This window comes from Maricurvus nonylphenolicus (assembly GCF_042854845.1).
GTDB lineage: Bacteria > Pseudomonadota > Gammaproteobacteria > Pseudomonadales > Cellvibrionaceae > Maricurvus > Maricurvus nonylphenolicus.
On the sequence record NZ_AP031498.1, the window covers coordinates 1,217,776 to 1,240,294 of the forward strand.

Consider the following 22,519-nt stretch of genomic DNA (forward strand, 5'->3'; position numbering starts at 1 on the left):
TTGATGTTATAGTCAAGTGGATAGGTTTTGCTTCTGTGAAGTGGTACGGCCTGTATTTTTGACGATTTAAGAGGAAAGCATCATGGGCTTCAGGTTGGTGAATGTTGAAGGGCGCGCAGCGTTAGTGTTAGGTGAATATTACTATGATCTTGAAGAGGCATCGCGAGGCGCTCTAAGTAGTGATCCGATGGATGCCGTGACATCGCCGTTGGAGTTATCAAATATCAGTGCTGAATTGAAAGGCAAGCAGCCAACAGGACGCTTGGAGGAGGTAGAGCTTGGCGCCCCAGTTCCACGCCCACGAAACTGTTATGCAATTGGATTAAATTACCGTAACCATGCCGTTGAAGCCAATATGGATATTCCAGAGGTTCCAATGGTTTTTACTAAGCATACCAACAGTATTACTGGTCCGACTGCCGATATTGAAATGCGCAGTGATTATATCGATTACGAAGCTGAGCTGGTTGCTGTTATTGGTCGTGGAGGCAAAGATATAGCAGTAGAGAATGCATGGGATCATGTTGCTGGGTTATGCGTTGGGCAGGATATATCTGATCGAACGGTGCAGCTAACATCTAAGCCACCGCAGTTTAATTTAGGTAAGTCATTTGACACGTTTGGCCCTTTGGGACCAGTACTGGTTTCTCCGGAAGAGTTGGATGATCCTGGCAGCTTGCATATTAAGTGTGAGGTTAATGGTGAAGTACGACAGTCAGATAATACTAATGATCTTATCTTTGGTATTCCTGAAATAATTGCGTACCTGTCAGAAATTGTAACGCTAAGTCCGGGCGATCTAATCTTTACAGGCACTCCAGGTGGGGTTGCTGTCGTAAGCGGAAATTTCTTGCGCGATGGTGATGTGATTACTACGTCTATTGAGGGGTTGGGGGTTTTAACAAATCGCTGTGTGCGAGTTAGCGATCATTCGCGAGCTAAGATTATCCCTGATGTATACTCAGCCATGCTCAATGCAGCTAAAGCTGCAGAAAAATAAGCCGTTACATCGACTGGTCTATTTACTTTACTCCCTAACCTAAGCGTATTAGTGGCTTGGTTAGGGAGGTAAAGGTCTTTCCGTTCATATTTTGTGTTGTTCATCCATTCGTTTTTCTTATCTTTTCGTGCCACTTGATTGATAAGTGTATGGCCAGGTGCATCAGGTATTTATTGGTATCGAGCGTCTTAGTACTTCTGGTTATTTATAGTGCAAGCCCTTATCCCTGATTGGAATTTATTCGTGTTTTATGCCGATTTTGCACCAAAAAAAGTATTGCTATCCGGGTGACTAGGATATAGTCTATCCACCTGACTAGCTTTATCAGGCTTGGAGAGCAGTTTCGGCGATGAGGCTTTTCACTTGGTGTCAAACAAAATAATCAAAGAATTGGAGAGATGATTTCATGAGAGTCAGTCATAAATATACGCCGCTAATTTTAGCGGCAGCTGTTAGCCAAGTTGCAAATAGTAATGAGTTTGCTCTGGAAGAAGTTATTGTTACAGCTGAAAAACGAGAGCAAAGCTTGCAGGAAGTACCTTCATCTGTTTCTGCATTTGGTGGTGATCAGTTAGAAGATGCGGGCGTGCAAAATATTGGGCAGCTGCAAAACAGTGTACCAAGCTTGTCTATCGGCGGTGCTGGAGACTCACGCCCCTTTATGTTTATCCGTGGTGTGGGAACCCGAAAATTTGATATCGGCACTGATGGCTCAGTTGGTGTTTTTGTCGATGAAGTCTATAACGCCCGCTTTAGTAGTTCGTTGATGGGCGTGGCCGATATGGAACGTGTCGAAGTTCTTAAAGGTCCACAAGGAACTTTATATGGTCGTAATACCATCGGCGGAGCGATAAATCTCCATACTCGTAAGCCTACTGATGACTTCGAAGGCCGCGTTAAAGTTGGTATTGGCAATGATGGTGTTAGGCGCGTAAGTGGTTTGATTTCAGGCGAGGTGGTTGAGAATCTTGCTGGTCGATTGAGTCTATCTACAGCTGAAGAAGATGGTGTGCATGAAGATACCGTAACCGGTAAAGATGATTCACAAGAATCTAATGCCGCCAGAATGACACTGGTCGGAACTCCATCTGATCAATTGGAAATGATTTTTACCGCACAGTACACCGACTTTGAGCAGGATGCTCGTTTGGGACAGCCTATAGCATCTCCAACCACTGGTGGTATATTTGGAATTGTTCCAACACCTGCTGTTATAGATTCCTTGGCTTCGGAAACCGCCGATCCTCGTAAAAATGCCTCTGATTATCTTGGTTTCATTGACATGGATAATACCCAGGCATCTTTCAAACTCAACTATGATGCAGATCAGTTTACCTTCACTTCAATTACCAGTTATACCGATGAAGAACTGAATGAAGGTTTGGACTTTGAGGGCTCTGAGTTTGATATTATGCGAACCAATGTGGCTCAGACCTCCGAGCAGGTTAGTCAAGAGTTTCGTTTTACTTCTACTACCGGTGGTTGGTTAACCTTTGACGATAAGGTTAATTGGGTGGCTGGTGTATATTACTTTACTGATGATGCCGAGCGTACCGATAATTTTGGTTTTGGCGCCGATGCTGTACCCGGACTAGCTCCAACGACAGCTAGTCGCAACGAAAATATTTATACTGTTGAAATCGACACCACTGCTTATGCCGTTTTTGGTCAGGCAACTATAGCTTTGACTGATGATCTTAATCTGACATTAGGCCTTCGTTACAGTAATGACGAGAAAGATTATTCTTATTCGCTTGATACCAATCAACCTGGTCAGCCAACTGTCTTTGGTCCTGATTCGATCAGTGAAACGCTAGATTTTGAGTCCACAGATCCTAAGGTAACACTGGATTATCATTTGACAGAAGATGTCATGCTTTATGCGACTTACTCTACTGGATACAAGAGTGGCGGTGTTGCATTCGCCAATGCTGTAATTCCATTGGTAGAAGGTGGGTTTGATAAAGAAGAGCTGGAGACCACTGAAATCGGTATTAAATCTCGCTTGTTTGATGATCGTCTTCAGTTAAATGCGTCGGTATATCGTTATGATTATACCGATCAACAGGTTCAATCCACCGCGTCTGTGGATCCAGATGGACCAGGTCCAGCAGCCCCAATTTTAGTAGGTATTACTGAAAATGCCGGTGAAAGTCAGATGGATGGTGTCGAGATAGAAGTCGTAGCCATGCTGACTGAGAATCTGGCATTAAACGCCTCTTATTCTTGGCAAGATGCCGAATTTGAAAAGTTTGAAACAGCTGTGTCTGATAATTCAGGCAATAAAATGGAATTTGCGCCAGAAAATGCGTTTACCTTGGGGCTCGATTATTCTGTGCCTGTTTCGATGGGTGAATTGACGTTACGTGGTGATTACAGCTGGAAAGATGACTTCTACTTTGACGCAAATAACTCTGAAGTCGGCTATGAAGATGACTTCGCGGTTGTTAATTTAGCTGCGATTTGGCGCGTTGATGAAAGTCTCACATTACGCCTGTTCTGTGATAACTGTGATGATGAGGAATATCGTACACAGGTCAAGGTACTGCCTGAAGCACAAGGTGGTGGTGGTTTGGCCTACTGGGCTAAACCTCGTCGTTTTGGTTTGGAAGTGACTTACGACTTCTAAGCTGAGTTAAAGTCGCATTGACTGTCTGTTGATGCGGCTTTAGTCCCTTCCCTATGATGAAAAATTTGAAGTGTCGGTCGTGATATGTCATTGGCCTGCGAAAGTATTATTGATGTTGGAGATTTGATTAGATCATGACAGTTCCATACGATGAAGAATTTGAGTTGTACCACTATGGAGAGTCAATTTGTTCACAGATGGCTCGCTTGGCACTTTGCGAAAAAGATGTAGCGTATAAATCGCACCACTTACATTTAGAGTTGAATGGTGAGCATCTGTCAAAAGAGTTTCGTTCAATCAATCCCACTGCGTTGGTTCCCGTTTTAGTTCACAATGGTAATCCAATCTATGATAGTTGGAGAATTATCAAGTATTTGGATGAATGCTTTCCTAATCAAGGCGAATCACTGTGGCCAAAAGATGTAGAAAAGGTGAAGCTCGTTGAGCGATTGATGGTTGATAGTGCACTTGATGAAAATGAGCCAATTGGAGAGAACTTTGGTTCTTCCATAGCAGGAGCAAGTAGTTATATTCTTGCCAATATTCTGCGTCGCAGAAGCATTCCTTCAATCATTAAGGACTACTTCTTCAAGCACCCACTTAAGAATCGCGGTGTTGCATTCCTGATTATGAGGTTGACGGGATCTTTACCCAAGCCGTTTTATAAAAAATTTGTGAAACGTTTGGCTCGTGGATTGACGTCTATTGAAAATCAATTAAATCACGGTGGCGACTATATTATTGGAGAATACTCCGCTGTCGATATTATGCTGACGGCCCATTTTCACCGTTTGGAAGATATTGCTTTTGGATCCTTACTTGAGAGTGATGAGTTTCCAAATATTCGTGAGTATTGGAAAAAAATCAAAGCAAGACCTAGTTACCAGAAAGCCATGCTTGATCATCATAGCTGGGAGTGGCGTGATGCCATAAAGGCTGTATATGGTGATGAAGATAATCCATTTATGGGATTTCTTAAGAAAGAACTAAAAACAGTTTCATAATAATTACAAGTTTTTGAACACCATTAAGTGATGCCAGTTAGAAGGTCTAATTCGCTAACAAGCAATGAATAGAGGATGATTAGATGAGTGATCCAATTTGTAAGATTGATGATATTGTTTTTCTACGTTTCACCGTTCAGGACTTAGAGTCTCAAAAAGAGTATTTGCACCATTTTGGTATGCGCTCGGCTTTTGAAGAAAATGACACAATTTATTTTAAAGGTACTGGGCCGGATCCCTATTGCTATATCGCTAGTAAAGGTGATGAAAATAAGTTTGTCGGCACAGGATATCGAGTAGGAAGCCGTAAAGCACTTGAAAGTCTTGCGGAGTCTTTTGGTGTGGAGATTTTTACTAGCAGTGAGCCTGGTGGTGGTGAATATGTATCTATCACCGATCCAGATGGCTTGGTTGTTGAAGTATATTGTGGGCTAAATCGTTCTTCAATCGAAGCTAGTTCAGTTCCCAGACTTAATGCCGGTGTGGAAAAGACCCGTGATACTAATGATTTACAACGCTTCGGTAAAGCATCGGACGAGTGGGTTGTGGAAGAGGGAGAATGGAAGTATCAGTTGACGTCAAAGGTATTTCGTTTGGGTCATATAGCGATAGTGACCGAAAATCCAGAAGAATCTATAGCATGGTATCAGAATACCCTGGGTTTCCTTATTTCGGATAATTTGCTCGGACCAGATGGTGCTCGCTTGGGAGCTTTTATGCGAGCGGATCAAGGTGATAAGCCAGTTGACCATCATATTATCAATATCACCGGTGCAATGGATGATCGTTTTGCAGGTACGTTTGGTCATGGCGGTTTTGAGTTGACAGAGTCGGTTGATGACTTAATGGCAGGCCACTACCACATGAAAACCGTTGATAAGTATTTTCATGAATGGGGAGTGGGTCGTCACTTGTTAGGGAGTCAGATGTATGATTATTGGCGTGATCCTAATGGTTTTACCCTTGAGCATTGGACGGATGGTGATTTGTTAGACGCGTCAGTGGCTCCTGAAAATGTACCGGCTAAGAATTTTGTCCTTGCGCAGTATGGACCGTTAGTGCCTAGTACATTTGGATTGTCTATGCCAAGTGATGAAGTAAGCCGTTATCGTGAGAATAATCCAAGTTTCACAGAAATCCTTAAAGACTTTGAGTGATTTGATATGGAGCCAGTATTTACACAAGAGCAGCTGCAAATTATTGCAGCTGCTCAACAGGATGCAAAAGAACTTAGAGATCGTTACGAGCCTTTATCCGAGGATCATAAAGATCTTATTTTTCGTCAAGCTAGAAGTCAAAATGGTTGGCAGGATAAACCGGTTAGTGATGAGCAGATTGTAGCTTTATATGATCTTGTGAAAATGGGTTCTACGAGCATGAATTGTTGCCCTGCAAGATTTGTATTTATTCGGACCGAGTCTGAAAAAGAACGCCTTATCCCTTCGCTTGCTCCACCTAATGTGAGCAAGGTAGAGGAGGCTCCTGTGGTAGTTATAGTAGGCTACGATCAAGCTTTCTTTGAGCATATGCCTAAACTATTTCCTCATAAAGATGTTCGGCCTTTGTTCGAAAATGATCCTGAAAATGCGGAACTCACAGCATTTAGAAATGGTACCTTGCAGGGCGCTTATCTGATGATGGCTGCCAGAGCTTTAGGTTTGGACTGTGGGCCACTTTCAGGATTTTCAAATGATCTTGTTGATCAGGCGTTTTTTTCAGGAACAAAAATTAAATCAAACTTTTTGTGTTGTCTAGGTTATGGTAATTACAAAAAACTTTTCCAGCGCTTGCCGCGTTTTGAATTTGAAGAGGTTTGTCGAATACTATAACGCTGCTATTTGTTGAGTTAGCATATGTAAACCTCTGTTATATTTCGTATCTGTTCAGATATCAAGTATCTTAACTCCAGCGTTTTGACGTTGGAGTTAAGAAATCTCTTAGTCAAAAAATAAAGCGCCAAGCTTCTAAAGTAGAAGGTAAGAATCATGAATTATGAAACATTGGCATTTGAAATAGATTCAAATGTCGCAGTCATCACATTAAATCGACCAAATCTTGCGAATGCTATGAACGGTCAGATGATGGCTGAGTTGCACGATATTGCCATTTCCTGCGACACCAATCCAGAAGTTAGAGCTATTCTGCTTAGGGGCCAGGGTCCAATATTCTGTGCTGGAGGTGATTTAGCCTCTTTTGCAGAAGCCGGGGATCAAATAGCTGCAAAGATAAAGCTGTGGGTGGCGGACTTTCATTGCGCGATTTCAAAGTTTTCAAAAATGAGCTCGCCATTTATTGTGGCTGTGAACGGAACCGCAGCAGGCGCAGGTCTGAGTTTGGTAGCGATGGCTGATTTAGTTGTTTCAGGTGAATCAGGCAAGTACATGGTTGCTTACACTGCTGCAGGTTTGTCGCCAGATGGAAGCTCAACCTATTACTTGCCGCGTCGAATTGGTCCCGCTCGGGCTCGTGAGATGATGTTAACAAATCGAATGCTGAGTGCTAAAGAAGCTTTAGATTGGGGCTTGGTGAATCAGTTGGTAGAGGATGATGCAGTAGATGATGTTGCGAAAAAACTTGCGGTAAAGCTAGCGTCCGGTTCTCGGGCAGCTATTGGGGCTGTAAAGAGCATGCTTGATCAAACATTTAGCAATGGTCTGGAATCACAAATGGAACTTGAAGCTCGTAGTATCGCTGAGCTTGCAGCGGCTGAGGACGGTCAGGAAGGTATCCATGCCTTTTTAAATAAGCGTAAGCCTGTATTTTCCCGGTCCTGAGGTTGTTATGAATAAAGAAGATTTATCATTATTCCGTGATATGGCGGTAAGAGCGTTTGAGCAAGAGGTTACCCCTTTCTTTGAAGAATGGGAGGAAGCGGAAATTGCACCCAGAGAGCTTTGGCGAACACTCGGTGCTGCCGGATTATTGTGTCCTGATATGCCAGAGCAATATGGAGGTGCGGGTACCAGTCCTGACGTCACTGTTGTTATTGCTGAAGAGCTTGCAAGAATGGGGTATGGCGGAATTGCTACCGGTTATAACGTGCATTGTGGTGTCGTAACTGCCTATGTACATAACTTGGGTACAGAAGAGCAAAAACAATACTGGTTACCAAAAATGGTATCTGGTGAGGCTATGGGTGCAATTGCCATGACGGAACCGGGGGCTGGATCCGATGTGCAAAAAATTCGTACACAGGCGGTTAAAAAAGATAGAGGTTGGATTTTAAACGGATCTAAAACCTTTATATCCAATGGTTGCCATGCTGATCTAGCTGTTGTTGCGGCGGTAACCGATCCAGGCAAGGGTGCGAAAGGGATTTCATTATTTCTTGTAGATGCATCTCTCCCTGGATTTGAACGCGGAAAGAAAATTGCCAAAATGGGTATACATTCATCTGATACTGCAGAGCTTTTTTTCTCGGATGTGCATTTGCCAGAAGAGGCATTATTGGGTGAGTTAAACAGGGGGTTTATGAGCTTGATGTCTGAGTTACCTCGAGAGCGTATGACTTGCGCTGCTCAAGCATTAGGTGCTGCCGAAGGCGCACTTGAGGTAACGGTCAATTATGTAAAAGAACGAGAAGCTTTTGGGAAGCCTTTATCCAAGTTGCAAAATACACGTTTCAAACTTGCGGATGCGAAAGCTCAAGTGGTTCTGCATAGAACATTATATGAAAAACAGTTGGCTGCTTTCGCGGAAGGAAAGTTATCCGCAGATGATGCGGCGTTATTAAAGCTATCAACTACCGAAATGTCTTGTAGGGTGATTGATGATTGCCTGCAAATGTTTGGTGGATATGGCTATACGGCTGAATATGCGATATCACGATTTTATCGTGATGTAAGAATTGGTCGTATATGGGGGGGGACTTCAGAAATTATGCGTGAGCTAGTTGCTCGGTCCCTTCTAGACTCTTAAATAGACCGGTAGTCGTACTTTTTATGGTATGAGTAAAACTAATTGTTAACAGGTGGTGTGGAAGGTTGATCATGAAAACACGAATTACTGAACTTTTTGGCATTGAACATCCTATCGTTCAAGGGGGCATGCATCATGTCGGTTTGGCTGAATTGGCAGCGGCAGTTTCGAATGCGGGTGGCTTAGGAATTATTACTGGTTTAACACAGGGAACGCCGGAGAAGCTTACTGCAGAGATAGAGCGCTGTAAGTCAATGACCGATAAACCTTTTGGTGTTAACTTGACGTTTTTACCCTCGCTGACTCCACCGGACTATCCTGGGCTGATTCAGGCGATTATCGATTGTGATGTGAAAATTGTAGAAACAGCAGGTCGAAGCCCTCAGGAATATATGACGCAAATGAAAGATGCGGGCATCAAGGTTATTCATAAGTGTACTTCGGTACGTCACGCGCTTAAGGCTGAGGAAATAGGCTGCGACGCAGTTTCAGTTGATGGTTTTGAGTGTGCAGGACATCCAGGTGAAGATGATATTCCAAACTTTATTTTATTACCTCGTGCTGCTGAAGAGCTCAAAATCCCATTTATTGCATCAGGAGGAATGGCTGACGGGCGGAGTCTGGTTGGAGCTATGGCGTTGGGTGCTGAAGGTATCAATATGGGAACACGCTTTATTGTAACTGAGGATGCTCCAGTACACGATAATGTGAAGCAGGCTATTCTTAAGGCTACAGAGTTAGATACCCGGTTAATTATGCGATCCTTAAAAAATACAGAGCGTGTATTAATCAATGATGCTGTTGAGCGTTTGATTGATAAGGAAAATGAGTTAGGCAGTGAACTTCAATTTGATGATATTCGTGAAGAAGTGGCAGGTGTGTACCCGAAGGTCATGAAAAATGGTGAAATGGATTCAGGTGCTTGGTCCTGTGGCTTAGTTGCAGGTCTTATTCACGATATTCCGTCTGTTAAAAGTCTGGTAGATAGAATTATGACGGAAGCTGAAGATATTATTAATAAAAAACTTGCTGGCTTTATTGGATAGTAATTAATAGAAATAATTAATATTCAAAAAAATACCGACGATTAATCAATTCCTTTGTTTATAGATGTTAATCGACAGATACCCTTTTGCTTCCTTGCAAGAGGGTATCTATATTGTCGCTTATATAAAAACATATTTAGATATCTATAATTTAAAGCCTTGTGATCTCAAGGCACTCGATTCTCTTTTAGTAATCTACTAACTGTTTCTTCCCTGCAACAAACCGTGCCTGTATTAATGCTTGTGCGCTACGCTGGGCCTATATATTATCTTGAATAATTCTTAGTCAGTTGACTATATGTGATTATTTGGTCAACGAGAAGGATGTCCTATACAGCTTCATCATATAAATCTAATAAGAGTGAGCTACCATGAAAATAATAAGTAAATTGTCTCCACTATTTATAGCACTGTCTATGGTTAGTGGTGTTAAAGCAAATCAAACCTTGGAGGAGGTGATTGTGACTGCACAGAAACGATCACAGTCAGCCCAAGATGTTCCTATAGCAATTACGGCCTTAAGTGGCGATGCACTTGAAAAGAAAAATATTCTGGCAGTTACTGACCTGGAAAAACATGCACCAGGGTTAAGGATCCCGCAACAGGATGCTTCTAAAACGTATATTAGAGTTCGTGGCGTGGGTAGTAGAAAGTTCGATGTCGGTTCCGAAGGTTCAGTTGGCGTTTTTGTGGATGAAATCTATATGCCGAGATTCAGTGGTGCGGATATCGGCTTGCTAGATCTAAGTGGCGTTGAGGTACTTAAAGGTCCTCAGGGAACTTTATTTGGCCGGAATACGGCGGCGGGGGCTATAAATATATCAACATTACGTCCTTCAGAAGAGCATGAAGGTTATATAGAAGCAGGCGTTGGAAATAAAGGTAGTTATTCAATTCGGGGTGGAGTATCGGGTGCTATAGGTGATAACGTAAATGTTCGTCTATCTGCCGGGCAGGGTGAACAGGGTGGTTTTCAAGAAAATCCTTTGAGTGGCGAGGAAAGTGATTTTATTAATAGTGCGGTTCGTCTTCAGGCTGACTTTACAGTAAGTGATAGTCTATATATTTTGGCTGCGATGCAGTATACCGAAAGAGAGCAAAACGCCCTCCTACAGAAGAGTATTTCTACGGCGAGTGATAATACTATAGCTCCACTATTTGGTACATTGAATGTTGTTAATCCGGGGCCCCCACCTGTCACTACGCCTCATCGTTTTGATGTCAATACTAAGTTTCGAGATACACCGGTAAATCATGACGGATCATTCGATAGTGACTCATTATTTGCTTCTCTGAGAATTGAAAAGGATTTTGGAGGTTTTAGCCTGACTTCAATTACTGGTATTCAAGACTACGAAAGTCTATCGGTACAGGATTTCGATGGTAGTTCCGCCATGATCGGTCTTGTTGAAATGGAAGAAGATACTGAGACATTCTCTCAGGAGCTTCGTCTAAGCAACGATAATTTTATTTTTGGGGTTTACTATTACATTGATGATGTAGAAAGCCAATATCGCTTTTCTTGGGAGTCTGAGTCACTACAGTCCTTCTTGAATTCAGCATTGAGCTTGGGTTATTCAGATTTTTCAGATAACACGCCAATAGATGTTAAAACCACGAGTTGGGCTGTATTTGGAGAATACAGGTTAGAATTGTCTGAAAATCTTGCGTTAACCGTAGGTGGGCGTTATTCAGAAGATGAAAAGGACTTTGAGTTAAGAGGGGAAACCGTGTCACCTGGATTACCTGTAGTTATTGCTCCTTATAGTTTCTCTGATAAGGAAAATTGGGATTCTTTCGATCCCAGAATTTCACTGACCTATCAATTGTCTAACGATATTCTGGCTTATGCAACTTATAGCGAAGGTTACAAAGCTGGAGGAGTTCAGTTCACTGCGGTTACAGAAACTATGGCTCAAGCAGTATTTGACCCTGAAGAGCTAACCGCTTATGAGATTGGCATTAAATCTGATTTATTAGAAAAAACACTGCGTCTTAATGCCTCTATGTTCTTATATGATTATCAAGACCTTCAAGTGCAAAGGGTACAGCAAGTTAACGTCGTTCCCCCTGTATCCGCTGCGTTAACCCAAAATGCAGCTGAGAGTGAAATTAAAGGATTTGAGATTGAGGCAAACTGGATTCCGGCCGAAGGGTTTGATTTTCGGATGGCTTATGCATTCTTGGATGCCGAGTATGAAAGTTTCGGTGAGTTTACTGGTAATACTCTTCCTGTCAGTCCTGAGCATACAGTAATGTTTTCCTTAAATTACAACACTACTTTGAATGACAGTTGGGAATTAACACTTGGAACGGATTGGTCCTGGACTGATGATTACAACTTTGATGTCACAGAGAATGATCCCTATACCCAGCAAGAGTCTTACACCCTAGGGGCTTTACATATGGGATTAACGTCACCGGATCAAAAGTGGACGGTCTCTGCATTTGTCGAGAATCTGACTGATGAAGAGTATTATAGTCAGATGACTCGCCGTTCCGATGAGGTTCTAGCCACCCCTGCTGATGGGCGACGTTATGGATTGCGTCTACGTTATTCCTATTAGAAAAAGTAATTTATGTTGCCGTCGGAAAAGGTAATCAACCTAGGTAAAGGAATGCATGAAGCTTTAACTAACCTGCCGCGAACCTTAAACAGATAATACCGATTTGTAGAATATGACCTTGTTAGGTAGGTAAGTAAACAATCGTTGTAATAAGAGAAAAGACGTATGACTAGTATATATCCGAAAAAGCAAAGACCTATACGAGATTTAACACGAGAAGAGCTTATCGCTTTAGATAAAGATGGCGTTATATGTGCTCGTGGTTTACTGGATCTAGGATCAATTTCATTTTTACGGGAGGCGATCGAAGATGCTATACAAAGACTTGCTGCATTAAAGACAGACTCGTTTGAGATTGATAATGGTTTTTCTGGAGATGTTTTTGTTTGGAAGCTACACGATGCATTTCGTGATATCGCGCTCTTCTCATCGTTACCAGAATTAGCACAACAAGCTTTAGGCGTAGATACTGTGAATTTTTTCTATGAGCAGTTCTTTGTTAAGCGTGCTGGGAGCCCTGTAAATACACCTTGGCATCAAGACTTAACATTTTGGCCAATTGAGGGAAGTCAGCTGATTTCATTCTGGATTACGCTTGATAGTGTTACAAAGGAATCAAGTGGGCTGGAATTTGTTAAAGGTTCTCATCGCTGGGGAAATAGATATAAGGCCATAACTCCTGGTGTAGATTCTTATCTTGCAGATACAGATCTTCCAGAACCTCCTGATATCAATAAATATCGTGAGGAATATGATGTCGTTGGCTGGGATATGGAACCTGGCGATGTATTAATCTTTGGGCCAACAATTCTACATGGTTCATCTGGAAATAATTCAAATAAGAACGACCGTAGGGCTTTGGCATTTCGTTATGCTGGTCCTGATGTGATTTACGCGCCAAGGCATGCAACTATGCCCTTGCTGTGGGATCATGGATTGAAAGCGGGTGATAAATTGTCCGGAAGTCTTTTCCCTCAGGTATGGCCAGATGTTATTGAAAGCGAGATATCTCGCCGAATGGCAGGTCCTGAGCTTCCTGATATGAATCTAGCAGCTGAATTTCAGCAAAAACTGATTGACTCGGATTTTGGTGTAGGCAGTAAAAAACAGTCGTTATTTGCTGTTGAAATGCCAGGTCTTCCAAAAGCTTAATCTTTGAAGAAGATAGGCAGTCTATATTTACTGCCTATCTTCTAACCCATTCCTTTATATTCGTCAATATTCCTGTGTGCGAGCAGTCATGAAAATACGCACAGCTAGTGCTAGTGTGGAGATAAGCATCAAGGGCATGCCGATATTAATTACTTCAGATATCATCTGCAGTGGATCTTCGTTCTTTATTCCAAGTTTTTCAATGTTACTTATTAAATCGGTCATATTCCCCAATAATTGAGTAATGGGCAAGCTAATTAGGATAATGCTAATTATTCCCAAAGTTATGGAGAGTGATTTCGATAACCCACTAATAAGGCTAAGCGTCGTTAATAATAATAAAATGACAGTTGATGATATGAGAAGTAAATCATTAGCCGCTAGATCAATATATGAGAGAGTAGAACCATAGAAATTGAGAAATGGAAGATACATACTTGCACATAAACAAACAGGTATTAGTATAGTTGCGAATTTATAAATATTTCTGACGGATCTATTACTCGAATCATAATTAGTCAGTGAGTTGGAATTCGACAAATTCATATCGCTCATAGTTATTCCTCTTACAGCCTTAAAAGTTCCCGTGCTGAATTAACAAAGAAATTAAGCACGGGAGAATACGCCTTAATCAGTTAAAATTAATGCCACCATCACAAAGCAGTAATTGACCGGTCATGAAATTACTATCATCGCTAGCGAGAAAAACCGCTGGTCCAGCAAGGTCTTCAGGAGTGGGGGTCTTTTGTAGGCAGCGCATAGGTTTTAACATCTCTGCAACTGGCAACCCAGAACGTGCCTCAATCTCTTTGCCGGCTGCTGTTTGCGTAAATCCAGGGGCAAGTGTATTTATCGTAATATTGCCTCCGCCCAAGCTACGTGCCATTGAGCGCGTTAATGCCATTACGGCGCCTTTTGAAGCAACATAGTGGGGCATAAAAGGAGAGCCTTCATAAATTGTCGAAGAGGATAAATTGATTATTTTACCGCCCTGTTGTTCGAGCATCATAGGGCTGACAGCTTTGATACAGTTGAAAGGACCGGCACTATTAACGTTCATGACCGCGTTCCATTCCTCACTGGTGACTTCTGTAAATGCTTGGCCTTTAATATTTTTAAACATAGCTGCATTGTTGACTAGAATATCGATGCGCCCAAAGTTCTCGATACATGCCTTTGCCAATGCTGAACAGCTTTCCTGGCTGGTGACGTCGGTCTTAACAAAAATTGCTTCACCACCCTGTGCCTTGATGGTATTCACAACAGCTTCTCCATCCTGAATATCGGCGATAACCAGTTTGGCGCCTTCTTTTGCATAGCGTTGGGCAATAGCGGCACCTATGCCTTCCAGATCCCCTGCTCCAGTGATAATGGCAACTTTGTCTTGTAACTGCATCTTCATTCCTCGTATATCTATGATGGTTAAATGCGGCTAATTAAGTGCTCAATGGCTATTTTTTTAGACTCATGATTTACTTGCTAGCCGAGTGACTAGTTGTTAGTATTAGCCGTCTGACTAGAAATGTCCAGATAATTTTTTTCAAGGTTCTAATGACAAGGTTATCGGTTAATCCTCGTGGTGAGGAGGCTGTTAAAGCCGCTCTGATTAAAGCAGCAGGTGATAAATTGGCGGAGGTTGGGCCAACAGCGCTTCGTGTACGTGAGGTTGCCGATCTTGCTGGGGTTAATAATGGTCAAGTGCATCATTACTTTGGCGGCAAAATGGGCCTGTTAAAGGCGGCTATGTCAGCGCTGGCTGAGGAGCATTGGAATAATGCTCATGCTGCAAATTCTGAAAGTTCTGATTTCCCTTCTGCTGCATCTTTAGGTCAGGATGAGCGCTATTGGAGGGCAACTTGTCGGGTTGTTCTGGAAGGGTATGTGGAGTTGGTTCAGGTTGAAATCGAGCAGGGTAAGTCGATACCTCGCGCTTTCTTAAACCAGCTAGTTGAGGCTAGCGATTGCCGCTCTGAGAATCTTGCTTTGAAAGCTGATTTTGCAACCATAATTCTCTCTCAGCTGGCATGGGTAGCATTCGAAGACTTAGGATATTTATTGGCCGATATTGATGAAAGAGATCAACATCAGGTTAGGGCTATGGTTCAGCAACGTATAGAAGTTGCCATGACATCACTTTATCGTGAACGCATACCCGAAAAGCGGTGCTAATTGTTTTTCTTTAGCGGTATACAATTAGGGTATGCCTCCTGATAAGGGATGTTAATTTCTGGGGTTGTAATGTAGCTCCTTCCCAATCTTTTATTTATATTTAGCCGGTTGACTAGAATGTGAGCTTATTGTTAGTCTTTCTATTGTTTAGTCATTTGGCTAGATTGCTTTGGAGAAGGTGGTTTACAAGGCGTTGGATAGAGGGGGTTGGCTAATAATAGTTAGCTGCCAAGAGATTGTTGTAATGAATCGGGATGGTGAGGAGTATGAATAGTAGGCGAAGATTTCTACAAGGCAGTTTGGCGATGTGTGCAGTACCTTTGGTCGCTAAGGTTATGGCTGAATCAGTTAGTATTAACGGGGTTAATGCAAATAAGGTATTGGTACTGACTGATACACAGTGCTCGGATGCGCTAAGTTTTGGAAGATACCTAAGCGGCCAAAGCTTTAACTCTGATCTTCTTGCTGAATTACAAGCTTTAGATGCTCGAATGGAAAAGGGAGAGTATGCCTCGATTATTGGTTTAACCCGAGGGTCTACCCGTTTTCTAATTGAACAGTACGCTCATTGTCATGGTTATCATATTAGCTATGAAGGCGAGCACGCTTATGATCAAAAAGCCATTGTGCACCGATTAAGTGGTAGTCCAATGGTAATCGATAATTTGGCAGCGCAACTTGAAGCATCGGGTGAAGATTGGGCGCGTCAAATAGCGAGCAGCGTAGAGCTTCTATGTCAGTCTTGCACGCCTAACTCAGTAAAAGAAGTTAGCCTTGCAGTGCAGAGCCCGGTTGGGGCAACTGGTCACTTGGTGTCGTGGATGTTGAGGAAAACAGTATGAGTATTATTACCCCTCCTGGTGTTACTCAAGAAGATTTTATCGCAGCTATCGGTGAGCTTAAAACAGTATTACCTGTCGACTCAGTTATTGTAGAGAATGCCGAGCATGTAAGAAGTTATCGCGATCCGTGGGGAACTTTGCCAGACGAAGTTTTACCATCGGCGGCGGTAGCTCCACGTAGTGTTGAGCAGGTTCAGGCAGTCTTAGCAGTTGCCAGAAAGTATCGGATACCGTTGTGGACTATTTCTACTGGACGGAATTTGGCTTACGGTGGATCGGGTCCTCGTAAGGCAGGTTACATCATTCTTGATTTGAAGAGAATGAATCGCATTCTTGAGGTCAATGAAAAACATGGCTATGCGGTTGTAGAACCTGGGGTCAGTTACTTTGATCTCTACAATTATTTGCAGGCTAAAGGCATTAAATTATGGATTGATTGTGCTGCCCCAGGTTGGGGTGGTGTGATGGGGAATGCGCTTGACCACGGAGGCGGTTATACACCTTACGGTGATCATTTCTTGATGCAGTGTGGTATGCAGACCGTACTGGCAGATGGCACCGTTATTGAGACAGCCATGGGATCGGTACCTAATAGTGAAACGGCACAGCTCCACAAGTTCGGCTGTGGCCCGAGTGTCGATGGCTTGTTCAGTATGGGTAATGCCGGTGTTGTGACTAAGATGGGTATCTGGTTAATGCCAGAGCCTCCTGCAGTTAAACCTTTCAAGATTAGTTTTCAGAAAGAGGACGATCTGGCTCCTATCATGGATATCTCCAAGCCGCTCAAAATTAATATGGTTGTTCCAAATGGAACCCCGGCTGTTGGATTAATTTACGAAACCGGACACGCGACTACACGAGCGAAATATTATTCCGGCAAGGGGCCGATGCCTGATAGTGCAATGCGTAAGCTTGCCAGCGATTTCGATGTTGGTATGTGGAATTTTTATGGCGGACTCTATGGCCCACCGGCGATTATTGATAACAACTGGGATGATGTGCGTGATGCCTATAGCCAAATTCCAGGTGCAAAGTTCTATTTTGAGGAAGATCGTCCCAATGATGCTGCGTTTGAATATCGCGCAAAGCTTATGCGTGGCATACCTAATATGGCTGAGTTTGGCGTGCTTAACTGGGTTGGTAGTGGTGCACACCTGGATTTTACTCCTATGTCTCCCATTGATGGTAAAGATGCTCTAAGTCAGTTTTATATGATCCGTGATCGCTTGGCACAATATGATATGGATTATTGTGGGGAATTTATGGTGGCCTGGCGATCGATGGCCCATGTAAATTTCCTGCTTTACGATGTTAATGATGCGGTGGCAAAAGCTCGTGCTCACGAGTGTATGGGATTGTTGATCGATGATGCTGCGGCTAAAGGTTACTGTGAGTACCGTACTGCACCTCAATTTATGGATAAGGTCGCTCAAACCTATAGCTGGAATGATAGCGCCCTGTGGAAAATGCATGACAAAATCAAGGATGCACTTGATCCTCGAGGAATTTTGTCGCCTGGAAAATCAGGAATATGGCCAGAACACATGCGCGGGGGTAAAAGCTCATGAATAAGAGTGTAATTCTACTTCTACTTACAATGATTACTGCCTGCAGCAATGAATCTAAAGATGTAGAAAATAGTTCTCTCGCTAGGCAGCACGATAACATGGAGCTTGATCAAGGCGATCGTCAATCAGCGTTGGATGGTGCTCAGTTATTCAATAAAAATTGCCATATTTGCCATGGCGATGGTGCAAACTTCCCGGGAACGGAAAGACTGGCAGTCCGTTCAGGGAGAGAACATGCAGTGCTTGAAAACCGTGAAAATTTGAGTCCTGCTTATGTTAAGTGGGTCGTGCGTAATGGATTGGCGATGATGCCTACCTTTAGACCAACCGAGCTTAGTGATGCCGAAGTGGCGGCAATAGCAAGCTATCTTGCTGGTCAGAGCAGTGAGGAGCAATGATGAGTAATCAAGCATTAATATCCGGGTTGAAAAATATTGTTGGTCATTCTTGGGTGCATGATCGAGCTTCTGAATCCGCTGCTCCTTATTTAGAGCGGTTTGGATTTTCACCTGTTTGTGTTGTTTTACCGGCGAACACAGAAGAGCTGGAAACCATTATAAAATCAGCAGATAAAGATGGTTTTTCCGTCTGGGTTTTGCCAAATACCGCTGGCAACGGAGGGCTTGTCGGCAGTTCTGATAACGATAAGGCAGTAGTTATGCTGGACCTTAGTCGAATGAATCAGATTATTGATGTTGACCCCGATGCAGCTTATGCGCTGGTGGAGCCTGGGGTTAGTTACCAGCAGCTCTATGATTATTTGCAGGATAAACACCCTAATCTCTGGATTGATTGTGATCGTAACAGCCAGCATTCGGTCGCGGGTAGTATATGCGCGAGAGAATACGGTTACACATTTTATGGTGATCACTTTTTCATGCAGTGCGGTATGGAGGTTATGCTGGCGGACGGAAATTTAGTGCGTACAGGTATGGGATCGTTGCCGGGTAACAATACCTGGCAACTATACAAGTTTGGTTTTGGTCCCTATGTTGATGGCCTGTTTACGCAATCCGATCTGGGTATTGTGACAAAAATTGGCCTGTGGTTAATGCCTGCGCCAGCCGCTTATCAGCCATTTATGGTTTCACTGCCGCGTCTTGAAGATTTATCAATGGCGGTAGAGCTGATGCGTCCGCTGAAAATCAATATGGTTGTGGGTAATACTGTGATCATTAGCAGTCCTGCTATGGATGCTGCACCCTACCAGCGTCGTTCTGACTATATCGAGAACGGTGCTGTTGATGAAGGGGCCTTGAAGGGCTCGTTAAATCTTGGCCAGTGGAATCTTTACGGCGCTTTTTATGGGTCAGAGAAAAACGTGGAAGCCATGTGGTCGACACTGGAGCCAGCATTAAAACTTATCCCAGGCGCTAAAGTATTTAAAAGGGGAGAGCGGGCTGATGATAAAGTCTGGCAGAACCGAGAGAAAATGATGCGTGGGGTGCCGGTCGAAGGCATGGATAATATCGTAAACTGGCAAGGCGATAGTGTTTTGAGTTTAAGTGCTACAGCGCCCCTGGCAGGGGAGGACAGCCTGAAGCTGCAGCAAATGGTTTCTTCAATATTGTCTGAGCATGGTTTCGACTATTTATGTGAATATGCATTGGCAATGCGTTCGATGAGCAAGCGCATTAACCTGCCTTTCGATAGTCGTATCGATGGAAGTCGTGAACAGGCGGAAAAATGTTTGTATGAATTGGCCACGCGTTTATCAAATGCTGGTTATGGCATCACTCATATCAGCACGGGTTATCTTCCCGTTGCACTCGAGGGTTTTAAATCAGGTGGTTTGGTCGATCTTCAGGCACGTTTGAAGGATGCCCTCGATCCTAAAGGGATTCTGGCCGCAAGCTAATAAGCCGTTAGTACAGTTCAAGTCATCGAGGTCGTTAATATGATTAGCTTTGTTTTGAATGGTGAGCCCGTTGAGGCTGATGTGCAGCCAGAGACTCCCTTGCTTTGGGTGATTCGTGATTACTTTAAACTAACGGGCAGTAAGTTTGGTTGCGGTATGGGGCTGTGTGGTGTTTGCTCCATGCAACTTGATGGTGTTTCGACACGAACCTGTATTTTACCTGTTGCTGCGGTAGAAGGGCGGCATGTTACTACTATTGAAGGCTTGGGCTCAGCTGGTAACTTGCATCCGGTTCAAAAAGCCTGGGTAGATAATAATGTGCCGCAGTGTGGTTATTGCCAATCGGGGCAAATAATTTCTGCGTCTTCGTTGCTTGATCGAAATCCGGAACCGAGTGATGAACAAATCGATGCAGCAATGTCCGGTAATCTTTGTCGGTGTGGTACTTATCCTAGAATCAAGCGAGCGATAAAGCAGGTGGCAGAATCTAAAGCAGCAGCACAGCATTATGACGCTAGCGCCGAGGGGGGTAGCTGATGAAAGTACAAAAATCTTCCCGTCGTGATTTCATGAAAATGCTAGGGGTTGTTGGCGGAGGTCTGATCGTCGGTGTTAATCTGACGGCTTGTAGCGATGCCAAGCTTCCTAAGGCAATTACTTCCGGGTCCCTTGTTGTTAACGCTTTTTTGCAGATTAGAGAGGATGGTAGTGTTCATTTCTATTTACCTTCCAGCGAGATGGGGCAGGGAGTTTGGACAGGGTTAGCTACTCTCGTGGCTGAAGAGCTCAATACTCCGCCTGAATCTATAAATATTTGCCATGGCCTACTACATGCGGATTACACCAATACTGAATTGGGTATTCAGGCCACGGCCGCTAGTTCTTCTATGCGTGTCTTTTATCAGCCCATTCGACAGGCGGCAGCTAATGTCGGGCTTATGCTGCGTAGGGCTGCTTCACAGCAATTGAACGTGCCTCTTTCATCAGTAGCTTTGTCGAATGGGAAGATTGCTGTCGAAAATAATGAATACAAATTTTCTACATTCATTAAGACTGCTGCTGTATTGGAGCAAGTGCCGGATGCGCCGCTAAAAAATGAAGAAGATTTTATTTATATAGGCAAGCAAGAAGCTCGTCTGGATGCCATCTCCAAAGTGACTGGTGAAGCGGAATTTGGCATAGATGTGGATATACCTAACCTGCGAAAGGCGGTGATTTCACGCTGTCCTGTTGTCGGAGGTAAGCCTAAATATTTTAATCGGCAGGCTGTTTTGGATAGGCCGGGTGTCGAAGCCGTATTTACGGTAGAGCACGGTGTGGCCATTGTTGCCGATAGCTATTGGAATGCTCGAAGTGCAGTTAATAGCCTCAATGTTGAATGGCAATTACCCGCTTTAAAAAACTACGATACCATTGCAGTGTTTTCTGAGATGTCTTCTGCCATTTTGAACCAGGAGGGTACTGAGGCGATACTGATTGGTGAAGGTAGTAGTGCATTAGTACAGGCAGAAAATACGTTTTCGGCAGAATATCAGTTACCCTTTTTAGCGCATGCCACGATGGAGCCCTTAAATTGTGCTGTTCATATCCATGGCGGCGAGTGTGATATTTGGGTTGGAGCCCAGAGTAACCAAATAGCAAGAGATTGTGCTGCTCGGTTCGCCGGTGTATCTAAAGATAAGGTTCGAGTGCACCCCTATTTTCTTGGTGGTGGATTTGGCCGCCGTGCCCATATCGATTTTATTATCGAGGCTGTTAAGGTGGCGGCAATTGCCGATGTTCCTGTTCAGCTCATGTGGAGTCGTGAGGATGATATTCGTCATGATTATTATCGTCCCGCATCAGTTGCAAAGCTAACGGCTGGTGTAGATAAGCGCGGACAGATATCCGTTTGGCGTGCAGATAGGGCTGGAGCAAATATCCTGCCTTATATGATTGATGATGCTGTGGATGTAGTTTCTGCTGGGGTACTTCCTTTACCTGTGGCTGACTGGGTCAGCAAGCGCGGTTTTGATGTATTTGACGGGCTGAAGGTTGATGAGAAAAGTGTAGAGGGTTTATTCGAGGGCTACGATGTGCCACACCTTGAGGTACGTAATTATACCGTTGATCCCGGGTTACGTGTTGGTTTCTGGCGTGGTGTGGGGCATTCAGGTAATGCTTTTGCAAAGGAAGTCTTTATCGATGAAATCGCCATTGGATTAAATATTGATCCGATTGAATTTCGTCTGCAGAATCTTAAATCGAAACCCCGAATGACTCACGTTGTGAAGCTGGCTGCTGAAAAATCGGCTTGGAAAGGGCCGAGTGTGAATGGGCGCGTCAAAGGGTTTGCTTGTCATGAATCCTATGGTAGTAGAGTTGCACAGGTGGTTGAGTTGTCAGTTAATGGGGGGAGTATTGAGATCCATAAAATTCTCTGCGTTATTGATTGTGGCAGGGTTGTTACACCAGATAATGTCCGTGCTCAAATGGAAAGCAGCATTATTTTTGCGTTAACCGCTGCCTTATATGGAAGCATAGACATTGAATCGGGTGCAGTAAAGCAAAGTAATTTCCATGATTACCCCTTACTTAGATTGGACCAAACACCAGAGATTGAGGTTCATTTAATCGACAGTGATGAATCCCCGGCGGGAGTAGGAGAGCCAGGGTTACCTCCGGTCGCCCCCGCTATAGCTAATGCTCTTTATTCTGCAACAGGTAAACGTTTTCGTACTTTGCCTCTTACCCTTTAGTGAATAACTGTAATTTAATAAGGCACTT

19 protein-coding genes are annotated in these 22,519 nt (G+C 43.5%); 17 read left to right on the forward strand and 2 right to left on the reverse strand.

The window, feature by feature from the left end; translation table 11 throughout:
* Positions 1-82 precede the first annotated feature (82 nt).
* From ACGHZ6_RS05120 to ACGHZ6_RS05165, 10 genes are all read left to right on the forward strand, one after another.
* On the forward strand, positions 83-1,000 hold the full coding sequence (locus tag ACGHZ6_RS05120; RefSeq protein WP_390617737.1) for a fumarylacetoacetate hydrolase family protein: 918 nt from the start codon (positions 83-85) through the stop codon (positions 998-1,000).
* A 406-nt stretch (positions 1,001-1,406) separates the two neighbouring features.
* Positions 1,407-3,629: a TonB-dependent receptor gene (locus tag ACGHZ6_RS05125; protein ID WP_390617738.1), complete on the forward strand. Its 2,223-nt coding sequence runs from the start codon at positions 1,407-1,409 to the stop codon at positions 3,627-3,629.
* A 134-nt stretch (positions 3,630-3,763) separates the two neighbouring features.
* Entirely contained in the window at positions 3,764-4,633 is an 870-nt protein-coding gene (locus ACGHZ6_RS05130) for a glutathione S-transferase family protein (protein WP_390617739.1), read from the forward strand.
* An 83-nt stretch (positions 4,634-4,716) separates the two neighbouring features.
* Positions 4,717-5,790, forward strand: coding sequence for a VOC family protein (locus tag ACGHZ6_RS05135; RefSeq protein ID WP_390617740.1), 1,074 nt, complete (start codon positions 4,717-4,719; stop codon positions 5,788-5,790).
* A 6-nt stretch (positions 5,791-5,796) separates the two neighbouring features.
* Positions 5,797-6,462, forward strand: coding sequence for a malonic semialdehyde reductase (locus ACGHZ6_RS05140; RefSeq protein ID WP_390617741.1), 666 nt, complete (start codon positions 5,797-5,799; stop codon positions 6,460-6,462).
* A 156-nt stretch (positions 6,463-6,618) separates the two neighbouring features.
* Positions 6,619-7,407, forward strand: coding sequence for an enoyl-CoA hydratase/isomerase family protein (locus tag ACGHZ6_RS05145; protein WP_390617742.1), 789 nt, complete (start codon positions 6,619-6,621; stop codon positions 7,405-7,407).
* A gap of 7 nt (positions 7,408-7,414) precedes the next feature.
* Entirely contained in the window at positions 7,415-8,551 is a 1,137-nt protein-coding gene (locus ACGHZ6_RS05150) for an acyl-CoA dehydrogenase family protein (RefSeq protein WP_390617743.1), read from the forward strand.
* A 71-nt stretch (positions 8,552-8,622) separates the two neighbouring features.
* Positions 8,623-9,597 (forward strand): NAD(P)H-dependent flavin oxidoreductase, encoded by a 975-nt coding sequence (locus ACGHZ6_RS05155; protein ID WP_390617744.1) that lies wholly within the window; start codon positions 8,623-8,625, stop codon positions 9,595-9,597.
* Positions 9,598-9,968: 371 nt separating this feature from the next.
* Positions 9,969-12,164 carry a TonB-dependent receptor gene (locus ACGHZ6_RS05160; protein ID WP_390617745.1) on the forward strand — a complete coding sequence of 732 codons (2,196 nt, stop codon included), beginning with the start codon at positions 9,969-9,971 and terminating at the stop codon, positions 12,162-12,164.
* Positions 12,165-12,329: 165 nt separating this feature from the next.
* Complete coding sequence (locus tag ACGHZ6_RS05165; RefSeq protein ID WP_390617746.1) at positions 12,330-13,316, forward strand: phytanoyl-CoA dioxygenase family protein; 987 nt, start codon at positions 12,330-12,332, stop codon at positions 13,314-13,316.
* A gap of 63 nt (positions 13,317-13,379) precedes the next feature.
* Here the strand turns inward: ACGHZ6_RS05165 and ACGHZ6_RS05170 are convergent, their stop codons facing one another.
* Both ACGHZ6_RS05170 and ACGHZ6_RS05175 read right to left on the reverse strand, forming a co-directional pair.
* Entirely contained in the window at positions 13,380-13,871 is a 492-nt protein-coding gene (locus ACGHZ6_RS05170; RefSeq protein ID WP_390617747.1) for a hypothetical protein, read from the reverse strand.
* A gap of 76 nt (positions 13,872-13,947) precedes the next feature.
* Entirely contained in the window at positions 13,948-14,712 is a 765-nt protein-coding gene (locus ACGHZ6_RS05175; RefSeq protein ID WP_390617748.1) for an SDR family NAD(P)-dependent oxidoreductase, read from the reverse strand.
* 155 nt (positions 14,713-14,867) lie between these two features.
* Between ACGHZ6_RS05175 and ACGHZ6_RS05180 the strand changes: the two genes are divergently transcribed.
* From ACGHZ6_RS05180 to ACGHZ6_RS05210, 7 genes are all read left to right on the forward strand, one after another.
* On the forward strand, positions 14,868-15,485 hold the full coding sequence (locus ACGHZ6_RS05180) for a TetR family transcriptional regulator (protein WP_390617749.1): 618 nt from the start codon (positions 14,868-14,870) through the stop codon (positions 15,483-15,485).
* Between the two features lie 335 nt (positions 15,486-15,820).
* Positions 15,821-16,327 carry a hypothetical protein gene (locus ACGHZ6_RS05185; RefSeq protein ID WP_390617750.1) on the forward strand — a complete coding sequence of 169 codons (507 nt, stop codon included), beginning with the start codon at positions 15,821-15,823 and terminating at the stop codon, positions 16,325-16,327.
* Positions 16,324-17,895, forward strand: a complete 1,572-nt coding sequence (locus ACGHZ6_RS05190) for an FAD-binding protein (RefSeq protein ID WP_390617751.1) — start codon at positions 16,324-16,326, stop codon at positions 17,893-17,895. Before ACGHZ6_RS05185 ends, ACGHZ6_RS05190 begins: the two co-directional genes overlap by 4 nt.
* Entirely contained in the window at positions 17,892-18,293 is a 402-nt protein-coding gene (locus ACGHZ6_RS05195; RefSeq protein ID WP_390617752.1) for a c-type cytochrome, read from the forward strand. Before ACGHZ6_RS05190 ends, ACGHZ6_RS05195 begins: the two co-directional genes overlap by 4 nt.
* Positions 18,290-19,753 (forward strand): FAD-binding oxidoreductase, encoded by a 1,464-nt coding sequence (locus ACGHZ6_RS05200; protein WP_390617753.1) that lies wholly within the window; start codon positions 18,290-18,292, stop codon positions 19,751-19,753. The genes ACGHZ6_RS05195 and ACGHZ6_RS05200 overlap by 4 nt, the downstream gene beginning before the upstream one ends.
* A gap of 39 nt (positions 19,754-19,792) precedes the next feature.
* Positions 19,793-20,290 carry a (2Fe-2S)-binding protein gene (locus ACGHZ6_RS05205; protein ID WP_390617754.1) on the forward strand — a complete coding sequence of 166 codons (498 nt, stop codon included), beginning with the start codon at positions 19,793-19,795 and terminating at the stop codon, positions 20,288-20,290.
* Positions 20,290-22,491 carry a molybdopterin cofactor-binding domain-containing protein gene (locus ACGHZ6_RS05210; RefSeq protein ID WP_390617755.1) on the forward strand — a complete coding sequence of 734 codons (2,202 nt, stop codon included), beginning with the start codon at positions 20,290-20,292 and terminating at the stop codon, positions 22,489-22,491. The genes ACGHZ6_RS05205 and ACGHZ6_RS05210 overlap by 1 nt, the downstream gene beginning before the upstream one ends.
* Positions 22,492-22,519: the final 28 nt, after the last annotated feature.